The 16,167-nt window shown below is 73.6% G+C and carries 7 protein-coding genes; 2 read left to right on the forward strand and 5 right to left on the reverse strand.

Annotated features, from left to right (window positions below):
- Position 1: 1 nt before the first annotated feature.
- The 3 genes from AC1Z4A_RS00830 to AC1Z4A_RS00840 all read right to left on the reverse strand — a co-directional run bounded on the left by AC1Z4A_RS00830 (position 2) and on the right by AC1Z4A_RS00840 (position 10,179).
- Entirely contained in the window at positions 2 to 6,694 is a 6,693-nt protein-coding gene (locus tag AC1Z4A_RS00830; protein WP_483675860.1) for an SDR family NAD(P)-dependent oxidoreductase, read from the reverse strand.
- A gap of 209 nt (positions 6,695 to 6,903) precedes the next feature.
- Complete coding sequence (locus AC1Z4A_RS00835) at positions 6,904 to 7,893, reverse strand: alpha/beta fold hydrolase (RefSeq protein ID WP_483675861.1); 990 nt, start codon at positions 7,891 to 7,893, stop codon at positions 6,904 to 6,906.
- A 66-nt stretch (positions 7,894 to 7,959) separates the two neighbouring features.
- Positions 7,960 to 10,179: a HelD family protein gene (locus AC1Z4A_RS00840; protein ID WP_483675862.1), complete on the reverse strand. Its 2,220-nt coding sequence runs from the start codon at positions 10,177 to 10,179 to the stop codon at positions 7,960 to 7,962.
- Positions 10,180 to 10,548: 369 nt separating this feature from the next.
- Between AC1Z4A_RS00840 and rox the strand changes: the two genes are divergently transcribed.
- Positions 10,549 to 12,018 carry a rifampin monooxygenase gene (gene rox / locus AC1Z4A_RS00845; RefSeq protein WP_483675863.1) on the forward strand — a complete coding sequence of 490 codons (1,470 nt, stop codon included), beginning with the start codon at positions 10,549 to 10,551 and terminating at the stop codon, positions 12,016 to 12,018.
- A gap of 70 nt (positions 12,019 to 12,088) precedes the next feature.
- Here rox and AC1Z4A_RS00850 read toward each other — a convergent pair whose 3' ends face one another.
- Positions 12,089 to 13,126 carry an enoyl-CoA hydratase/isomerase family protein gene (locus AC1Z4A_RS00850; protein ID WP_483675864.1) on the reverse strand — a complete coding sequence of 346 codons (1,038 nt, stop codon included), beginning with the start codon at positions 13,124 to 13,126 and terminating at the stop codon, positions 12,089 to 12,091.
- A 228-nt stretch (positions 13,127 to 13,354) separates the two neighbouring features.
- A complete protein-coding gene (locus tag AC1Z4A_RS00855) occupies positions 13,355 to 14,830 on the reverse strand; it encodes an amino acid permease (RefSeq protein WP_483675865.1) in 1,476 nt (491 codons plus the stop codon).
- A gap of 667 nt (positions 14,831 to 15,497) precedes the next feature.
- Here AC1Z4A_RS00855 and AC1Z4A_RS00860 point away from each other — a divergent pair.
- The gene (locus AC1Z4A_RS00860; protein WP_483675866.1) at positions 15,498 to 16,157 is read left to right on the forward strand and encodes a hypothetical protein; all 660 of its coding nucleotides are present in this window, start codon (positions 15,498 to 15,500) and stop codon (positions 16,155 to 16,157) included.
- Positions 16,158 to 16,167: the final 10 nt, after the last annotated feature.

Raw genomic sequence — 16,167 nt, forward strand, 5'->3', positions numbered from 1 at the left:
GTCAGCGGCCCGGGGCGGTGAGGACGACTTCGTCGGCACCGTCCTCGCCCGCGGCCAGTTCGCGCAGGAGCGCCAGGACGCCCTCGCGGGGGTCGATCAGGCCGATGCCGCGCCGTGCGTACTCCCTGCCGAGTTCCGGGGTGACCATGCCGGGGTGGGCGCCGCCGGGCTCCCACGGCCCCCAGTGGACGGTCAGGGCGCGCCCTCCGGTGGCCTGCCGCCACTCGCGGCCGAGGGTGGCGAGGGCGTCGTTGGCGGCGGCGTAGTCACTCTGGCCGCGGTTGCCCTCGACGGCGGAGACCGACCCGAACAGGACGACGCACCGCGGGACTTCGGGCAGCCGCCGCAGCGCGGACAGCAGGGCGCGGGCCCCGTCGGTCTTCGTGCCGTAGACCCGCTCGAAGGAACCGGGCTCCTTGCCGGCGAGCAGCCGGTCCTCGATGACGCCCGCCGCGTGCACCACGGCGTCGATGCGGCCGTGCCGGGCGTGGACGTCCTTCACCGCCTGGTGCACGGCTTCCGCGTCCCGCAGGTCGAGGGCGTGGTAGTGGGTGCGGGCGCCCAGGGCCGCGGTCTCGGCGAGGGTGGCGGCCACTTCGCGCTGCGCAAGGATCCGGCGCGCCTCGCGCGCGATCCCGGCGGGGCGCAGGCCGCCGCGCGCGGCGAGGGCGGCGCGCAGCGCGGCCTCGTCGGCGGCACCGGCGAGGCCGGGGTCCTCGGGGGTGGCGGACGGGTCGGTGCGCCCGAGGAGTTCGAGGCGGCAGCCTGCGGCGGCGAGGGCGGTCGTCAGGTGGGCCGCGATGCCGCGGGCGCCGCCCGCCACGAGGACGACGGACCCGGGCCCCAGCCCGGCAGCGGCCGGCGTGGCCTCGTCGGCGGGGAGCGCGAGCGGGGCCTCGTACGGCTCGATGCCCTGCCGCGTGCCCTCGGCCGTGTGCAGGGCGACGGGGGTGCGGTCGGTGGCGAGGAGTTCGCCGGCGAGGTCGTCGGCGAGCGCGGCGGCGGGCCGGTCGGGGCCGAGGGAGACGACCCGGGCGAGGGTGTCGGGGTATTCGCGCGCGACCGTGCGGAAGAAGCCGCTCAGGCCCGCGGTGTGCGCGGGCTCCCCGGCGGGGCGGGCGCACAGCAGCCACCGGATCCCCTTGCCGAGCGCGGACTTGAACAGCGGGAAGCAGCCGGGAAGCACGGGCTCGGGGTCGGGGTCGAGGGCTGCGAGGTGGACGACGCCGTCGAGGGGCCCGGCGTGGTCGTCGAGGTCTCCGTCGGAGCGGGTGGCGTGGGCTCCGAGCGCTCTGAGCCGGTCCACGAGGGTGCGGGCCAGGGGGGTGTCGCGGCCCAGGACGGCGAGGGTGCGGCCGTGCAGGGCCTCGTCGGCCGGGGGTGGCGGATCGAGCGGTACGCGGCGCAGCAGGCGGCGCTCCAGCGGGGTGGCACCGGCCGCCGCTGCCGGGCCGCCGTCGTCCGCCGCCGTCTCCTTCTGTGCGGTGTCCAGGCGGGAGGCCAGCTGGTCGGCGAGGGCCGTGGCGGTGCGGGCGCGCAGCAGTTCCTCCAGCTCGGCGTCCGGCAGGGACCGCAGGTCGGGGCCCGTGCCGCTCGTCCCGGTCAGCCGGCGGCCCAGCTCCCCCACGATTTCGGTGCGTTTGATGGAGTCCACGCCGAGGTCGGCCTCCAGGTCCAGGTCGGGCTCGACGATCTCCACCGGGTAGCCGGTGCGCTCGCTGATGACGGTCAGCACCGTGCCCAGGACGTCCGTTGGGGCAGCGGGCTCCGGGGCGGGCGGTTCCGGGGGCGTCGCGGTGACGGGCAGCGCGGGGGCCACGGGCCGGGCGGTCGGTCCTTCGGGTGCGCTCGGGGCGGCGGTCCCCGTGCCGAAGCAGGCCAGGAGGACGTCCCGCTGGGCCGCCACCATTTCGCGGCTGCTGCGCAGGAATTCGCCGACCAGGGCCGCCCTGTCGACCGGTACCGGCGACGTCTCCGTGTCCGCACGGCCTGTCGGCAGCGGCTGCCGTACCCGCCGGGCCGGTTGCAGGGCGCCCGGAAGCGGCTCGCCGTCCGCGGTGCGGACGAGGTGGCCGTCCACGGTCCAGCCCGGCCGGGCGGGGACCGCCTCCGGGTCGGCGAGGACCGCGCCCCGCCCGGCGAAGAGCCGCTCCGCCGTCACCGGCACGCCGGCCGCGGCCAGTCGGGCCAGCGCCTCCAGGTGCCCCCGCAGTCCGGCGTCGGTCCGGGGCTCGAAGGGCACCGCGAGGTGCGGGCGGCCGTCGAGGACCTGCCGGACCAGCCCGGTGAGCACGGTGCCGGGGCCCGCCTCGACGAAGACCCGCGCACCGGCCTCGTACATCGCCTCGACCTGCTCGGCGAAGCACACGGGCGCGGCGATCTGGGCGGCGAGGGCGCCGCGGATGCCCTCGGGGTCCGCCGGGTAGGGGGCCGCGGTCAGGTTGGACCACACGGGGTACTCCGGGGTGCGGATCCGGTGCCCGGCCAGGGCCTCGGCGAAGCGGGCGGACGCATCGGCGACGACGGGGCTGTGGAAGGCGCAGGCGACGGGCAGGCGACGGGCCGTCATCCCCACTTCCGCCAGCGCGGCGACCGCGCGCTCCACCTCGGCCGTGGGGCCGGAGATGACGCTCTGGGCGGGGGCGTTGCGGTTGGCCACCACGACGCGCCCGGTCAGCCCCGTCTCCGCGAGCACGGCGTCGGCCTTGTCGGGCGCGGCCGTGACGGCGGCCATGGCTCCCGGGTCGTCGCCCGCCGCCGCGACGATCGCCTCGGCCCGCTCGGTGCTGAGCGTCATCAGGCCGTCGACGGAGAGGGCGCCCGCGGCGCAGAGGGCGACCAGTTCGCCGTAGGAGTGCCCGGCGGCCATGTCGGGGCGGACGCCGAGGGTGCCGAGCACGTCGTGGACGGCCAGGGACACGGCGCCGAGGGCGGGCTGGGCGCGGCGGGTGTCGGTCAGCCGGGCGCGCTGGGCCTCCAGGGCCCCGGGGGTGAAGGCGGCGGGCGGGAAGAGGGCGTCGACGGGGGCCCGGCGCAGCCTGTTCCGGGTCTCGGGGAAGGCGGTGAACAGCTCGGCGAGCATGCCGGGCCGCTGGCTGCCCTGCCCGGGGAAGAGGAATGCCGTCTTCCCTGCCGGTGGCCTGGGTTCGGCCGGGAAGACCCCGGCGCGCGGCTCGGCTGCGAGGACCGCGTGCAGCAGCTCGGGCAGCTCGTCCAGGCTCTCGGCGACCACGGCCGCGGCGACCGGCCGGGAGCCGGTGCGCCGCGCGGCGGTCAGGGCGAGGTCGCGCAGCCGCCAGGGCCGTCCGGCGCGGTCGTTGACCTCGGTGAGCCGCAGGATCTCCCGGGCGTCGTCCGGCGAGGACAGGACGAGGAGTTCGGCGGGCCAGGCGTCGTGGCCGTGCGGGGGCGGCAGCTCCGGCGCGTGGGCGCGCAGCACGACGTGGAAGTTGGTGCCGCCGAAGCCGAAGGCGCTCACACCCGCAATGCGCCGCTCGGCCGGTTCGGGCCAGGGCAGCGCCCGGTCGTGGAAGACGAAGGGGCCGTCCTCCCCGCGCCATGCGGGGTTGGGCTCGCGGACGTGCAGGGTCGGCGGGCGGACGCCGGTGTAGAGGGAGAGGGCCGTTTTGATCATTCCGGCCAGGCCGGCGGCGCACTTGGTGTGCCCGATCTGGGACTTGACGGAGCCCACGACGCAGCCGCCGGGGGCCGCGCCCGCCTCCTCGAAGACCGCGGTGAGCGTGGTGAGTTCGGTGCGGTCGCCGACCACCGTGCCCGTGCCGTGGGCCTCGACGAGCCCGACGTCGGCGGGCGAGATCCGGGCCTGGGCGTAGGCCCGTTCGAGGGCGGCGCGCTGGCCCTCGGGGCGGGGCGCGGTGAGGCCGAGGGAGCGTCCGTCGCCGGAGCTGCCGACGCCCTGGACGACGGCGTAGACGCGGTCGCCGTCCCGCTCGGCGTCGGCGAGCCGCTTCAGCACCAGGCAGGCGACGCCCTCGCCGAGGGCGATGCCGTCCGCCTCGCTGTCGAAGGGACGGCAGCGGCCGGTGGGCGAGAGCGCATGCACGGAGGAGAAGAGAAGGTAGTCGTTGATGCCGTTGTGCAGGTCGGCGCCGCCGCACAGGGCGAGGTCGGCGCCGCCGGTGACCAGTTCCTTGCAGGCGGCGTCGACGGCGGCCAGGGAGGAGGCGCAGGCCGCGTCGACGGTGTAGTTGGCGCCGCCGAGGTCGAGGCGGTTGGCGATCCTGCCCGCGATGACGTTGGCGAGCAGGCCGGGGAAGGAGTCCTCGGTGAGGACGGGCAGCTGCGCGGCGAGTTCCTCCGGGAGGCGGCCCAGGTAGGAGGGGAGCACGGTGCGCAGGGTGGTGGCGTTGGCGGTGTCGCTGCCGGCCTCGGCGCCGAAGACCACGCAGGTGCGCTCGCGCGGGAAGGCCCGGCGGTCGTAGCCCGCGTCGGCCAGGGCCCGGCTCGCCGCCTCCAGCGCGAGCAGCTGTACGGGCTCGACGGCGGCCAGGGCGGCCGGCGGGATTCCGTACCGCAGGGGGTCGAAGGGGATCCGGGGCAGGAATCCGCCCCACTTCGAGGTGGTGACGTCGTGGGCGGTGGCCTGCTCCCCGTAGTGGAGGGAGGCGTCCCAGCGGCCGGCCGGGACCTCGGTGACGGCGTCGGCCCCGGCGAGCACATTGGCCCAGAACGCGGGCAGGTCGGGCGCCTGCGGGAACATGCAGGCCATGCCGATGACAGCGATGTCGAGCGGCCGGGGGGCAGGGGTTTGCCGGGTGTCCCGGTCCGTGTCGGCCAGTTCGACCGCCCGGCGCCCGTAGAACTCCGCCGCGTCCTCGCCGACCTGGCAGTGCAGCGCGGCGACGGTGGTGGTCGCCGTCCGCAGCACGGCCACTTCCCCGGCCATGAACATGCCCTCGTCGTACTGCCGTTGCTCGTCGGCGGCGACCAGTGCGTCTCCGACCCGCTCGATGCCCTTGGCCGCCAGGCGCAGCCGGCCGAGGCCGAGCTGTTCGAGTTCCGCCCGCGCTTCGGCGTCGGGCACCTTGCGCTCGCTCAGCTCCGCCTGGCAGGCCCGGTAGGCGTCGCCGAAGGGGCTGGGTACGCAGCGGATGGCGTGCCCGGGGCCGTTGTGCAGGACGTCGGTGTGCTCGGCCGCGAGGACTTGCCGCTGGTAGCCGGGCTGGACGGCGCCGCAGGCCACGGCCTCCTCGGTGAAGAGGTAGGCGGTGCCCATGAGGATGCCGGTGGCGACGCCCCGTTCGGCGATCCCTGCGGAGAGCGCGGCGACCATGGCGGCGGAGCGCTCGTCGTGGATGCCGCCCGCGAAGAGGACTTCCACCGGGCCCGGGTCGGGGCGGTCGCGCTCCGCGTCGAGGAAGTCCTCGAGGACGGCGAGCTGGGCCTCCCACAGCGGGAAGCTGTTGCGCGGCCCGATATGGCCGCCGCACTCGGCGCCCTCGAGGACGAAGCGCCGGGCGCCCGCCGCGAGGAACTGCCCGAGCAGGCCCGGCGAGGGCACGTGCAGGAAGGTGCGGATGCCGTCGGCCTCCAGGGCGGCCGCCTGCGCAGGCCGCCCCCCGGCGATGATGACGTGGCTGGGGTGCAGTTCGCGCACGGCCGCCAGCTGGGCGGTGCGCACGTCCTCGGGCACGAAGCCCAGCACGCCGACGCCCCAGGGCCGTTCGCCCAGCGCGGCACGGGTCTGCTCGAGCACGGCCCGGGCCTCCGCGGGCCCGGCCAGTGCGAGGGCGACGAACGGCAGCCCGCCGGCCTCGGCGACGGCCGTCGCGAACCCGGCGCGGTCGCTGACCCGGGTCATCGGCCCCTGGGCGACCGGCAGCGCGGTGCCGAGGGCGCGGCTCATCGGGGAGCCGGGGCGCAGTGCGCGCGGGGCGCGATCGGAGTGCACGGCCCGGCGGATGCCGTCGTGGACGGCTCGCAGGGCGGCGGGGACGGTGCCGTGGCGGCGGGCGAACCGCTCGGCGAGGAAGGCGTCCTGACCCAGCGGCAGGTCGCGCAGGGCCGGGTGGAGGCCGGGCCGCGCGGGGTCGAGGATCCGTCGGCCGTCGGCGAGCACGGTCTCGGAGCCGTCCAGGGTGCGCAGGAGGCCGGCGAGCACGGGCGGGGTGGCGGCCTCGGCCAGGAGGGCGAGCTGGACGTCGAGGACGACGCCGGCCGCGCCCGCGAGCACTGCGGCCGCGGCCGTGTACGGCCCGATGCCCCCGCAGGCCCAGACGGGCACGGTCACCCGGCCGTCGGCCAGGAGGCGTTGGAGCAGGACGTAGGTGGAGAGCCGGCCGGCCGGGCCGCCGCACTCGCTGCCGCGGGCGACGATTCCGGCCGCTCCGTCGCGTACGGCCGCGAGGGCCTCGCCGAGGTCGCGGACCTCGGCGAGGACGGTGCCTTCGGGTGCGTCCCCGACGCGCCAGGGGGCGTCGGGGGCGAGGAGCACGGTGTGCGGCCCGGTGCCGCCGGGGCCGCGCAGCTCGTCGGGGCGGAGGGCACAGCCCGCGGGCACCCGGACGCCGAAGCGGCCGGGGGCCCATGCGCGGACGAGGTCCAGGGCGTCCCGTGCGGCCCGCCCGCCCGCACCGAGGTCGAGGACGCCGAGCCCGCCTGCTCTGCCGACGGCCGCGGCGAGCCGGGCGTCCGGTGTTCCGAAGGGGGTGATGCCGATGACGGTGCGCTTCACGGGAGAGGCTCCCTCCGATGAGGCGGATGTGAGGGGAACCTAGCAACCCGGGCTTGAAGGGTCGAGCGTCTGAACGATTAACGCTGTGCTACAGCCCCCGGGTGACCGCTCCCCCGTGCTGGGCGGATGTGTCACCCGACAGACTGCCGATCTTTCTCCTCAACTTGATCCGGAACCAGGGGAGTTCACCCGTACGTGGACTGGCTTGTTCAGGTGTGCGCCGGCAGCCCGCCCAGGAAGTCGAGAAGTGCGGAGTTGACCTCCTCGGGCCGCTCCTGCTGGGTCCAGTGACCGCAGCCGGGCAGCGTCACATTGCCCCGCAGGTCCGGCACGATCTGATCCAGGGAGGGCAGCAGCCGGTCCATGCCGGGGAAGCCCCGCACCAGGTCGCGGTCGCCCGCCAGGTACAGCGCGGGCACCTCCACCCGGCGGCCCTGGAAGGGCGCGAGCAGCTCCCAGTTGCGGTCGATGTTGCGGTACCAGTTGAGGCCCCCGGTGAAGGCGCGGTCCCCGTGCCGGGTGAACTCGTCGACGAAGACGTCGATGTCCGCCTGGGTGAGCCAGTCCGGGAGCTTGGCCGGATCCCGCATCGTGTCCAGGAGCGTGCCGCCCTCGGGGACGATCCACGGCCGGGGCGGGTCGTTGTGCGGGCCGTCGCCCGAGCCGCCGGCCAGCAGGCTGCGGAAGGTCAGCGCGGGGTCCTGCGCCAACTCCGCGTCGGCGACGCCCGGTTCCTGGAAGTAGTTCTGGTAGAAGCCGTCGCCCAACAGCCCTCGCAGGGTCGCCAGGGGCGCCGCCGGACCGCGCGGCACGGGCGGCACGCTGAGTCCGGCGACGCCGCGCACGACGTCCGGGCGCAGCATGGCGGTGGTCCAGGCGACCGGAGCGCCCCAGTCGTGGCCGACGACGACGGCACGCTCCTCGCCCAGTGCGTGGATCAGTGCGATCACGTCGCCGGTCAGGTGCAGCAGGCTGTAGGCGGCGATGTCCCGGGGCTGCTCGCTGCGGGCGTAGCCGCGCTGGTCGGGCGCCACGACCCGGTAGCCCGCCCCGGCCAGTGGCCCGAACTGGTGCCGCCAGGAGTACCAGCACTCCGGAAAGCCGTGCAGCAGCACGACCAGCGGCCCCTCCCCCTGCTCGGCGATGTGCAGCCCCACGCCGTTCACCTCGACGCGGCGGTGCTCGACCGCACTGGTCATGATGCCTCCCGACTCGGTCCGTCAGTGTGTCAATTCCTCGGCAGCCCACCTTAATCAGGGCGTCAATCAGGGCGCCGACAGCACCTCCAGGCCCCTCGGGAGCGCGCCCGTGTGCACCATGCCCAGGCGCTTGGTCGCCCGGGTGAGCGCGACGTACAGATCACTCGCCCCCAACTCGCCGGGCTCCGCCACGATCACCGAGTCGAACTCCAGGCCCTTGGCCTGCCGGGGGTCGAGCAGCACCACCGGGCTGGTCAAGTCGGGAGCGGGGCCCGAGGAGGCGTCCGGAAGGGCGGCGGACAGGGCGGCGTGGTGCTCGCGCGCGGCGATGACGGCCAGCAGGCCCTCGTCGAGGGGCTCCTGCGCCACGGCCTCGGCGACGGCACCGGCCAGGTCGCCGGTGTGCCGCGCCCAGGGGCGTACGCCCGTGGAGCGGATCGAGCGCGGCGGCTCGAAGGAGGGGTCCACGGCCCGGATCGTCCCGGCCGCCAGCTCCATGATCTCGGACGGGGTGCGGTAGTTCACGCCGAGCCTGACGTGCTCCCAGCGGTCGCCGACGTACGGCGCGAGGATGGTGCGCCACGAGCCGCAGCCGCCGGGCTCGGCGGTCTGGGCGGGGTCGCCGACGAGGGTCATCGAGCGGGTCGGGCAGCGCCGCATCAGCAGCCGCCAGGCCATCGCGGACAGCTCCTGGGCCTCGTCCACGATGACGTGCCCGAAGGCCCAGGTGCGGTCGGCGGCGGCGCGCTCGGCGGCGCTGCGGTGGTCGGCCTCCTCGTGCCGGTCGGCCAGCCGCTCCGCGTCGATCAGGTCGTGGGCGGCCAGCACCTCCGAGTCCTCGTCGGTGCGGTCCTCGAACTCCTGGGTGCGGGAGCCGTAGGAGAGTTCGAGCACGCCCTGGGCATAGGTGATCCGCTCCTGGCGCCTGCCCTCGGCGGCGGCGCGGGCCGCCGAGTCGTCCTCGCCGAGGAGTTCGGCGGCCTCGTCCAGCAGCGGGACGTCCGCCGCGGTCCAGCCGCCCCCGGTGCGGCGGATGGCCTCCGCGTCGGCCTCCGGCAGGTGCACGGGGTCGGCGAGGTAGTCGGCGACCAGCTGCTGGGGCGTGAGCACAGGCCACAGCTCGTCGATGGCCGCGTGGACGGCCGGGTCGGCGGCGATGCCCTTGGCGAGCTGGGCGATGTCGTCGGCGCCGAGGAAGTTGGGCCCGCCGTAGGGGTCCGCGCCGATCCGGTCCGCCAGCTGTGCGGTCAGCGCGTCGATGACGCGGAACGCGAAGGCGGGGCGGGCGAGGTTGTGCGGCAGCCCGGTCTCGCGGGCGTGCCGGCGCGCCTCGGCCGCCGTGTCCGCGTCCAGCAGCAATTCGCCGTCCTCGCAGTCGATGACGGTCACCGGGTCGGGCAGGGTCTGCCGGTCGCACACGTAGCGCGCCAGGGCGCCGGCCATCGCCTCGCCGCCCTTGACCTCGGCGGCCCGCGGGGTGTCGGTCGCGGTGGGGGTCACGCCCGGGAACAGCTCGCCGGGCGTGGCGAGCAGGACGCCCGTCTCGCCGAGCGAGGGCAGCACCTCGCCGATGTAGCCGAGGAACGCGGGGTTGGGCCCGACGATCAGGACGGCGCGGCGGGCGAGCTGCTCCCGGTGCGCGTAGAGCAGGTACGCGGCGCGGTGGAGCGCGACGACGGTCTTCCCGGTGCCGGGGCCGCCCTCGACGACGAGGACACCGTGCTGCGGTGCGCGGATGATGCGGTCCTGCTCGGCCTGGATGGTCTGCACGATGTCGTGCATCCGCCCGGTGCGCGCCGCATCCAGCGCGGCGAGCAGCACCGCGTCCGCGTCCGAGCCCTCGTGACCGGTGCGCTCGATGTCGGTGAGGTCCAGGATCTCGTCGTGCAGCGCGGTGATCCGGCGGCCCTCGGTACTGATGTGGCGCCTGCGGCGCAGTCCCATGGGGGTGTGCCCGGTGGCGAGATAGAAGGGACGCGCCACTTCCGCCCGCCAGTCGACGATCAGCGGGGTGCGGTCGGCGTCGTCGCGCCGCATGCCGATCCGGCCGATGTGGTGGTCGCGGCCGTCGCGGAACAGCAGCCGGCCGAAGCAGAGCCCGTGCTCCCCCGCGTCGAAGGCGGCGAGCAGCCCCGACTGCTCGGCCACCATGACGTCCCGCTCGAGCCGCGCCTGGAAGCCCCGCCCGGCCGGGGCGAGGGCGGACTGCAACGCAGCCTCGGCTCCGGCGCGCAGCTCGGCCAGGCGTTCGTGCAGCAGGTCGGTGAATTCCTGCTCGATTCGCATTTCCTCGTTTGACAATTTAGCTCCCGCCCCGATATCATGTCCCTATAAAGCTTCTCCGCGCCCTGAATTCAACAAGGCATGGAAACCCCCAATATAGGCAATGAATTACCCCGGCCGCAATGCGGACCGGGGTATTTGTTTTCTCCCGGGACGTGGGAGACCAAAGACGCGAAGCGACGTGGCCACGCGCTCGGCTGACGAGGTGACGCGAGCGCGGCTGCGTGCCGTCCAAAGGAAAAGGCAAGGAGGTGAACCCACTCCTTGCCACTCTCAATTTATAGCGCACCGGGGGGCTTGCGGCAAGGCCCCGGTCGTGCTGCAGAATCTCCGGCCGAGGCCAGGACCTGCGGAAACTGATGGGGGAACTTCATGATTGACGTCATCGTGGTCGGCGGCGGACCGACCGGCCTGATGCTGGCGAGCGAGCTGCGGCTGCACGGCGTGCACGTGCTCGTACTCGAGAAGGAGACGCAGCCTGCCAAGATGGTCCGTGCGCTGGGCCTGCACGTGCGCAGCATCGAGGTGATGGACCAGCGCGGGCTGCTGGAGAGGTTCCTCGCGAACGGCACGAAGTACGAAGGGGTCGGCGGCTTCTTCGCCGCCATCGGCAAGCCGTGGCCCGAGCGGATGGACACCGCACATTCCTACGTCCTCGGCATTCCGCAGACCGTCACCGATCGCCTGCTCGAGGAGCATGCCGCCACGGTCGGCACCGAGATCCGGCGCGGCTGCGAGCTGGTCGGGCTGAGCCAGGACGAGGACGGGGTGACCGTCGAACTGGCCAATGGGGGCACCCCCGCCAATGAGGGCGTAGCCGGCGGGGGAGGCACGCAGCTGCGCTCGCGTTACCTTGTCGGGTGCGACGGCGGCCGCAGTACCGTCCGCAAACTTGCCGGCGTTGCCTTCCCGGGCGAGCCCAGCCGGGTCGAGACGCTGCTGGGCGAGATGGAGCTGACCACGCCGCCGGCGGAACTGACCGCCGTGGTGGCCGAAGTCCGCAAGACCCGGAAGTGGTTCGGCGTCATGCCCTTCGGGGACGGGGTGTACCGCGTCGTCGTGCCCGCCGCGGGAGTGGCCGAGGACCGTACGGTCCCGCCGACCCTCGAGGATTTCAAGAAGCAGCTTCAGGTCGTCGCAGGCACCGACTTCGGGGTCCACTCACCGCGCTGGCTCTCCCGCTTCGGCGACGCCACCCGGCAGGCCGAGCGCTACCGGACCGGCCGGGTGCTGCTGGCCGGCGACGCGGCCCACATCCACCCCCCGAACGGCGGGCAGGGCCTCAACCTCGGCATCCAGGACGCGTTCAACCTCGGCTGGAAGCTGGCCGCCACGATCAACGGCTGGGCACCCGAGGGGCTGCTGGACACTTACCACACCGAACGGCACCCGGTGGCCGCCGACGTGCTGAACAACACCCGCGCGCAGACGCTGCTGATGTCCACCGAACCGGGCCCCCAGGCCGTACGACGACTCGTGTCGGAACTGATGGACTTCGAGGAAGTGAACCGGTACTTGATCGAGAAGATCACCGCGGTCGGCGTCCGCTACGACTTCGGCGAAGGCCACGAACTGCTCGGCCGACGCATGCGGGACCTGACGCTGAAGCAAGGCCGCCTCTACGAGCTGATGCACGGCGGGCGCGGACTCCTGCTCGACCAGGCCGGTCGGCTCTCGATCACCGGATGGGAAGACCGCGTCGACCACGTCGTCGACGTCAGCGAGGAACTGGACGCCCCCGCGGTGCTGCTGCGGCCCGACGGCCACGTGGCGTGGGTCGGCGAAGACCAGCAGGACCTGCTCGGCCGGATGCCCACGTGGTTCGGCGCGCCCGTCGACTGAACACGCAGCGGCCCAGGGCGCAGGGAAGACCCCGCGGTGGCCCTGGGCCGCGTCATTCTGCCGGGAGTTCTCAGAGCGACAGTTCCCGCTCGCCCAGTGGTGTGAAGAAGCGGGCCACGTCTTCGTCCGTGACCTCGGCGAGGGTGGCGGGCGACCAGCGCGGGGCGCGGTCCTTGTCGACGACCTGGGCGCGGATCCCCTCGACCAGGTCCGGGACGGAGAGGGCCGCGCACGAGACGCGGTACTCCTGTTCCAGCACCCGCTCCAGCGAGGCCGCTCCCCGGGCCCGGCGCAGGGCGGCGAGCGTGACCTTGAGCGCGGTGGGGGACTTCGCGAGGATCGTCGTGCCGGCCTCCTTCGCGGCGGTGGTGCCGTGGCAAAGGAGGCGGTCCACGATCTCCTCGACGGTCCCGGCCGCGTAGCAGGTGTCGATCCACTCGCGGTGGCCGGCGAGTTCGCCCTCCGGCGCCGGGCCGACGTGGCGGGGCAGCACGTCGGCGACGGCGTCGCCGGCGAGGTCCGCGAGGAGGCCGGGCAGTGCGTCGGAGGGCACGAAGTGGTCGGCGAGCCCGCACTGCAGGGCGTCCGCGGCGCCCACCGCAGCGCCCGTGAGCGCGAGGTGGGTGCCGAGCCGGCCGGGTGCCCGGGAGAGCAGGTAGGTGCCGCCGACGTCGGGCACGAAGCCGATGCCGGTCTCGGGCATGGCCACGTGGGAGCGTTCGGTGACCACGCGCACACTGCCGTGGGCCGAGACGCCGACGCCGCCGCCCATCACGATGCCGTCCATGAGCGCGACGTACGGCTTGGGGTAGCGGGCGATGCGGGCGTTGAGGCGGTACTCGTCGCGCCAGAACGCCGCCGAGGCCGCTCCCCCGCTCGCGAGGACGTCGTCACGGATCGCACGGATGTCGCCGCCCGCGCACAGCCCGCGCTCGCCCGCGCCGGTGATCACCACGGTCTCGACGGCGGGGTCGTGCTCCCAGGCGGTGAGCGCCGCGTCGATGCGGCGCACCATGGCGTGGTCGAGGGCGTTGAGGGCCCGGGGGCGGTTGAGCGTGATGATGCCGGCCCGCCCCCGGGTGCGTATCAGCACGGAGTCGCCGGTCATCGCATGGCTCCCGGTCCGGTCGGCCCGCAGGCCGTTGTGTGGCGCATGATCGCGTTCGCTCCTTCCGGGATCCCGTGGATCCCCCATCAGGGACGATCTTCCGGGCTCCATGATCCCCGAGCCGCGCGGGATCCCCGGCGGCACAACGACGGAGGCGTTCTCCCACGGCCACTGCCGTGGGAGAACGCCTCCGTCGTTACGACCGGTTCGGGTCAGCCGGTATGGGGGTTACGGCTGCTCGGTCCCGGCCTGCTGGAGCGCGGCCTCCTGCTGGGCGCGGGCGACCTTGCCGCGCACCAGGTACCAGCCGCCAACCAGGGCCGCCACGATGAGCGGCAGGCAGTACACCGTGTCGCGGCCGGCGCCGGGCTCGGCCGCCATCAGACCGAGCACACCGGCCAGGAAGACCAGGGTGATGATCTGGGTGTAGGGGGCCCAGGGGAGCTTGTAGCCGGGGCGGGTGACCTGGCCGTTCTCGGAGCGGCGCCAGAAGAGCAGGGAGCAGACCATGATCATGCCCCAGGTGCCGATGATGCCGATGGCGGCGAAGTTCAGCACGATCTCGAAGGCGTCCGCCGGGACGACGAAGTTGAGGCCGACACCCAGCACGCAGAAGAACGCGGTGAGCAGGATGCCGCCGTAGGGCACCTGGCCCTTGTTCATCAGGCCGGTGAACTTCGGCGCGGAGCCGGACATCGCCATCGAGCGGAGGATGCGGCCGGTGGAGTACAGGCCGGAGTTCAGGCTGGACAGCGCCGCGGTGAGGACGACGAGGTTCATCACACCGGCCGCACCCGGGATGCCGATCTTCGACAGGACGGTGACGAACGGGCTCTCACCGGCGTGGTAGGCGGTGTACGGCAGCAGGACCGCGAGCAGGATGACCGAGCCGACGTAGAAGAGGCCGACACGCCACATGATCGAGTTGATCGCCTTCGGCATGATCTTCTCGGGGTTCTTGGTCTCACCCGCGGCGACACCGCACAGCTCGACGGAGGCGTAGGCGAAGACGACACCCTGGATGACGAGCAGCATCGGCATCACACCGGTCGGGAAGATCCCGCCGTGGTCGAGGATGTTCGAGACGCCCGGGGTGCTGTCGCCGATCTTGTGGCTGCTGGCCAGCAGGTAGACACCGACGACCATGAAGATGCTGATCGCGGCGACCTTGACGATCGCGAACCAGAACTCCATCTCGCCGAAGTACTTCACGGAGATCAGGTTCACCGTGAGGACGACCGCAAGGGCGATCAGCGCGAGCACCCACTGCGGGATGTCGCTGAACATGTGCCAGTAGTGGGTATAGGTCGCCACCGCGGTGATGTCCGCGATACCGGTGGTGGCCCAGTTCAGGAAGTAGAGCCAGCCGGCGGTGAAGGCGCCCTTCTCCCCCATGAACTCACGGGCGTACGAGACGAACGCACCGGAGGACGGGCGGTAGAGGACGAGCTCGCCCAGCGCCCGGACGACGAAGAAGGCGAAGAGGCCGCAGACCGCGTACGCGATGAAGAGGGACGGACCGGCGCTGTGGAGACGACCACCGGCGCCGAGGAAGAGACCGGTGCCGATCGCTCCACCGATCGCGATCATGTTGACGTGGCGGGACTTGAGGTCCTTGCTGTAGCCCGCGTCACCGGCGTCGACGTGCGAGGACGTCGCTGCCGGGGTCGGGGTGTCGGCCGCAGTGAGGGTGCGGTCACTCATGTATGTCTTCGCCTTCTTTTGAGGGGGGAGACAGGGCGGGACCGCACGACGACGTACGGGTACCCGGCCTGATGCCCGGGGCCAGGCTGGCGACGCCGGACCTCGGGTGGGTTCAAAAGGTGTGGACTGGCCGTACCGGCAACGTCCCCGCTCCGCTCGACGCCCTCAGGGACGCCGATGATCTCGGGGAAGGCCGGCAATGACGCCCGGTGGCCGAAAACCGGCTACCGGGGCGGTCAGGCTAAGCGCCGACCAAGGCCGTGGAGGCGGTGGGGTCGGACGCCCGGAACGGGCGCCGCGCCTCCGCGGTCTGACAAGTCCATGCGCTGATGGTGTGAGGCGCGCCGGGATGACGTCAAGAGTTAACGGAAAATTGACACCGGCTGCCACTCCCGGTGCATCTTCGCCGGTCACGGCGGTTCTCCCGGTCATTCCCGGGCAACAGCCGCCCCGGCGAGGGCGGCCGATCAAGCCAGTCGGTGACATAGCCCACGCTGCCGCAAGGAACCAGCCACATCCGTGTATACGACAGACGCCCCCCGCTCCGGCTTCCTACCGTGATCCCGGCGCCCTGGGGGGTGCCCCGATGGGCACGGCGGGCGCGCACGGCCCGGAACGACCAGACCACGAGATCACGGCCGGATCACGGCCGAGGGGCAGGTAGGGCATGAAGCGACGGTTGGGCATCCTGATGACGCTCGGCATCCTGGCGTCCGGTGCGGTGGGCACGGGCACGGCACAGGCCGCCGAGCCCGCGAGAGCCGGCGCGGAGGCGGAGATCTTCGCCACCAGCAACACGGCAGTGATCACCGACCCCGCCGACCCCCGGCTGAAGACCCGCCTCGGGCGCTTCGACCGCGAGGTGCGCGAGATCATCCGCGCGAACGGCGCACGGGCCGGGAGGTCCACGCTCCTGGACGGCGTGTTCTGGTCGTCGAGCCTGAAGAAGACGACCTACGAGCGCTCGCGGGAGTTCGACGTCAACCACGTCGGCGCGGCCGGGCTCCACCACGTCGCCGACGTCGTCCGCAAGCAGTACCACCAGGAGTCCGTGCTCACCTTCCGCTACCTGCCGCGCACCGCGCCCGCCACGAACGCCGTCGACATCGAGGCGCCCGGCGTGGACGCCCGCCGCCTCCGCGACGCGCTGGCGGCCGACCCGGTGGCCCGGGAGAAGCTGGGCGGCGGCTCGGTCACCACCGACGGGCGGCTCGTCCTCGTCGCACCGCTCACGGACCTGCCGCTGGCGAAGAAGTTCGTGGCCCGGCTGGGTGTCGACTGGAAGCGGGCGAAGGTGCGCTACGGCGCCGAGGAATTCGTCGGCTAGCGGCCGCCTC

The sequence above is a fragment of the Streptomyces sp. 17_S59 genome, from assembly GCF_056930295.1.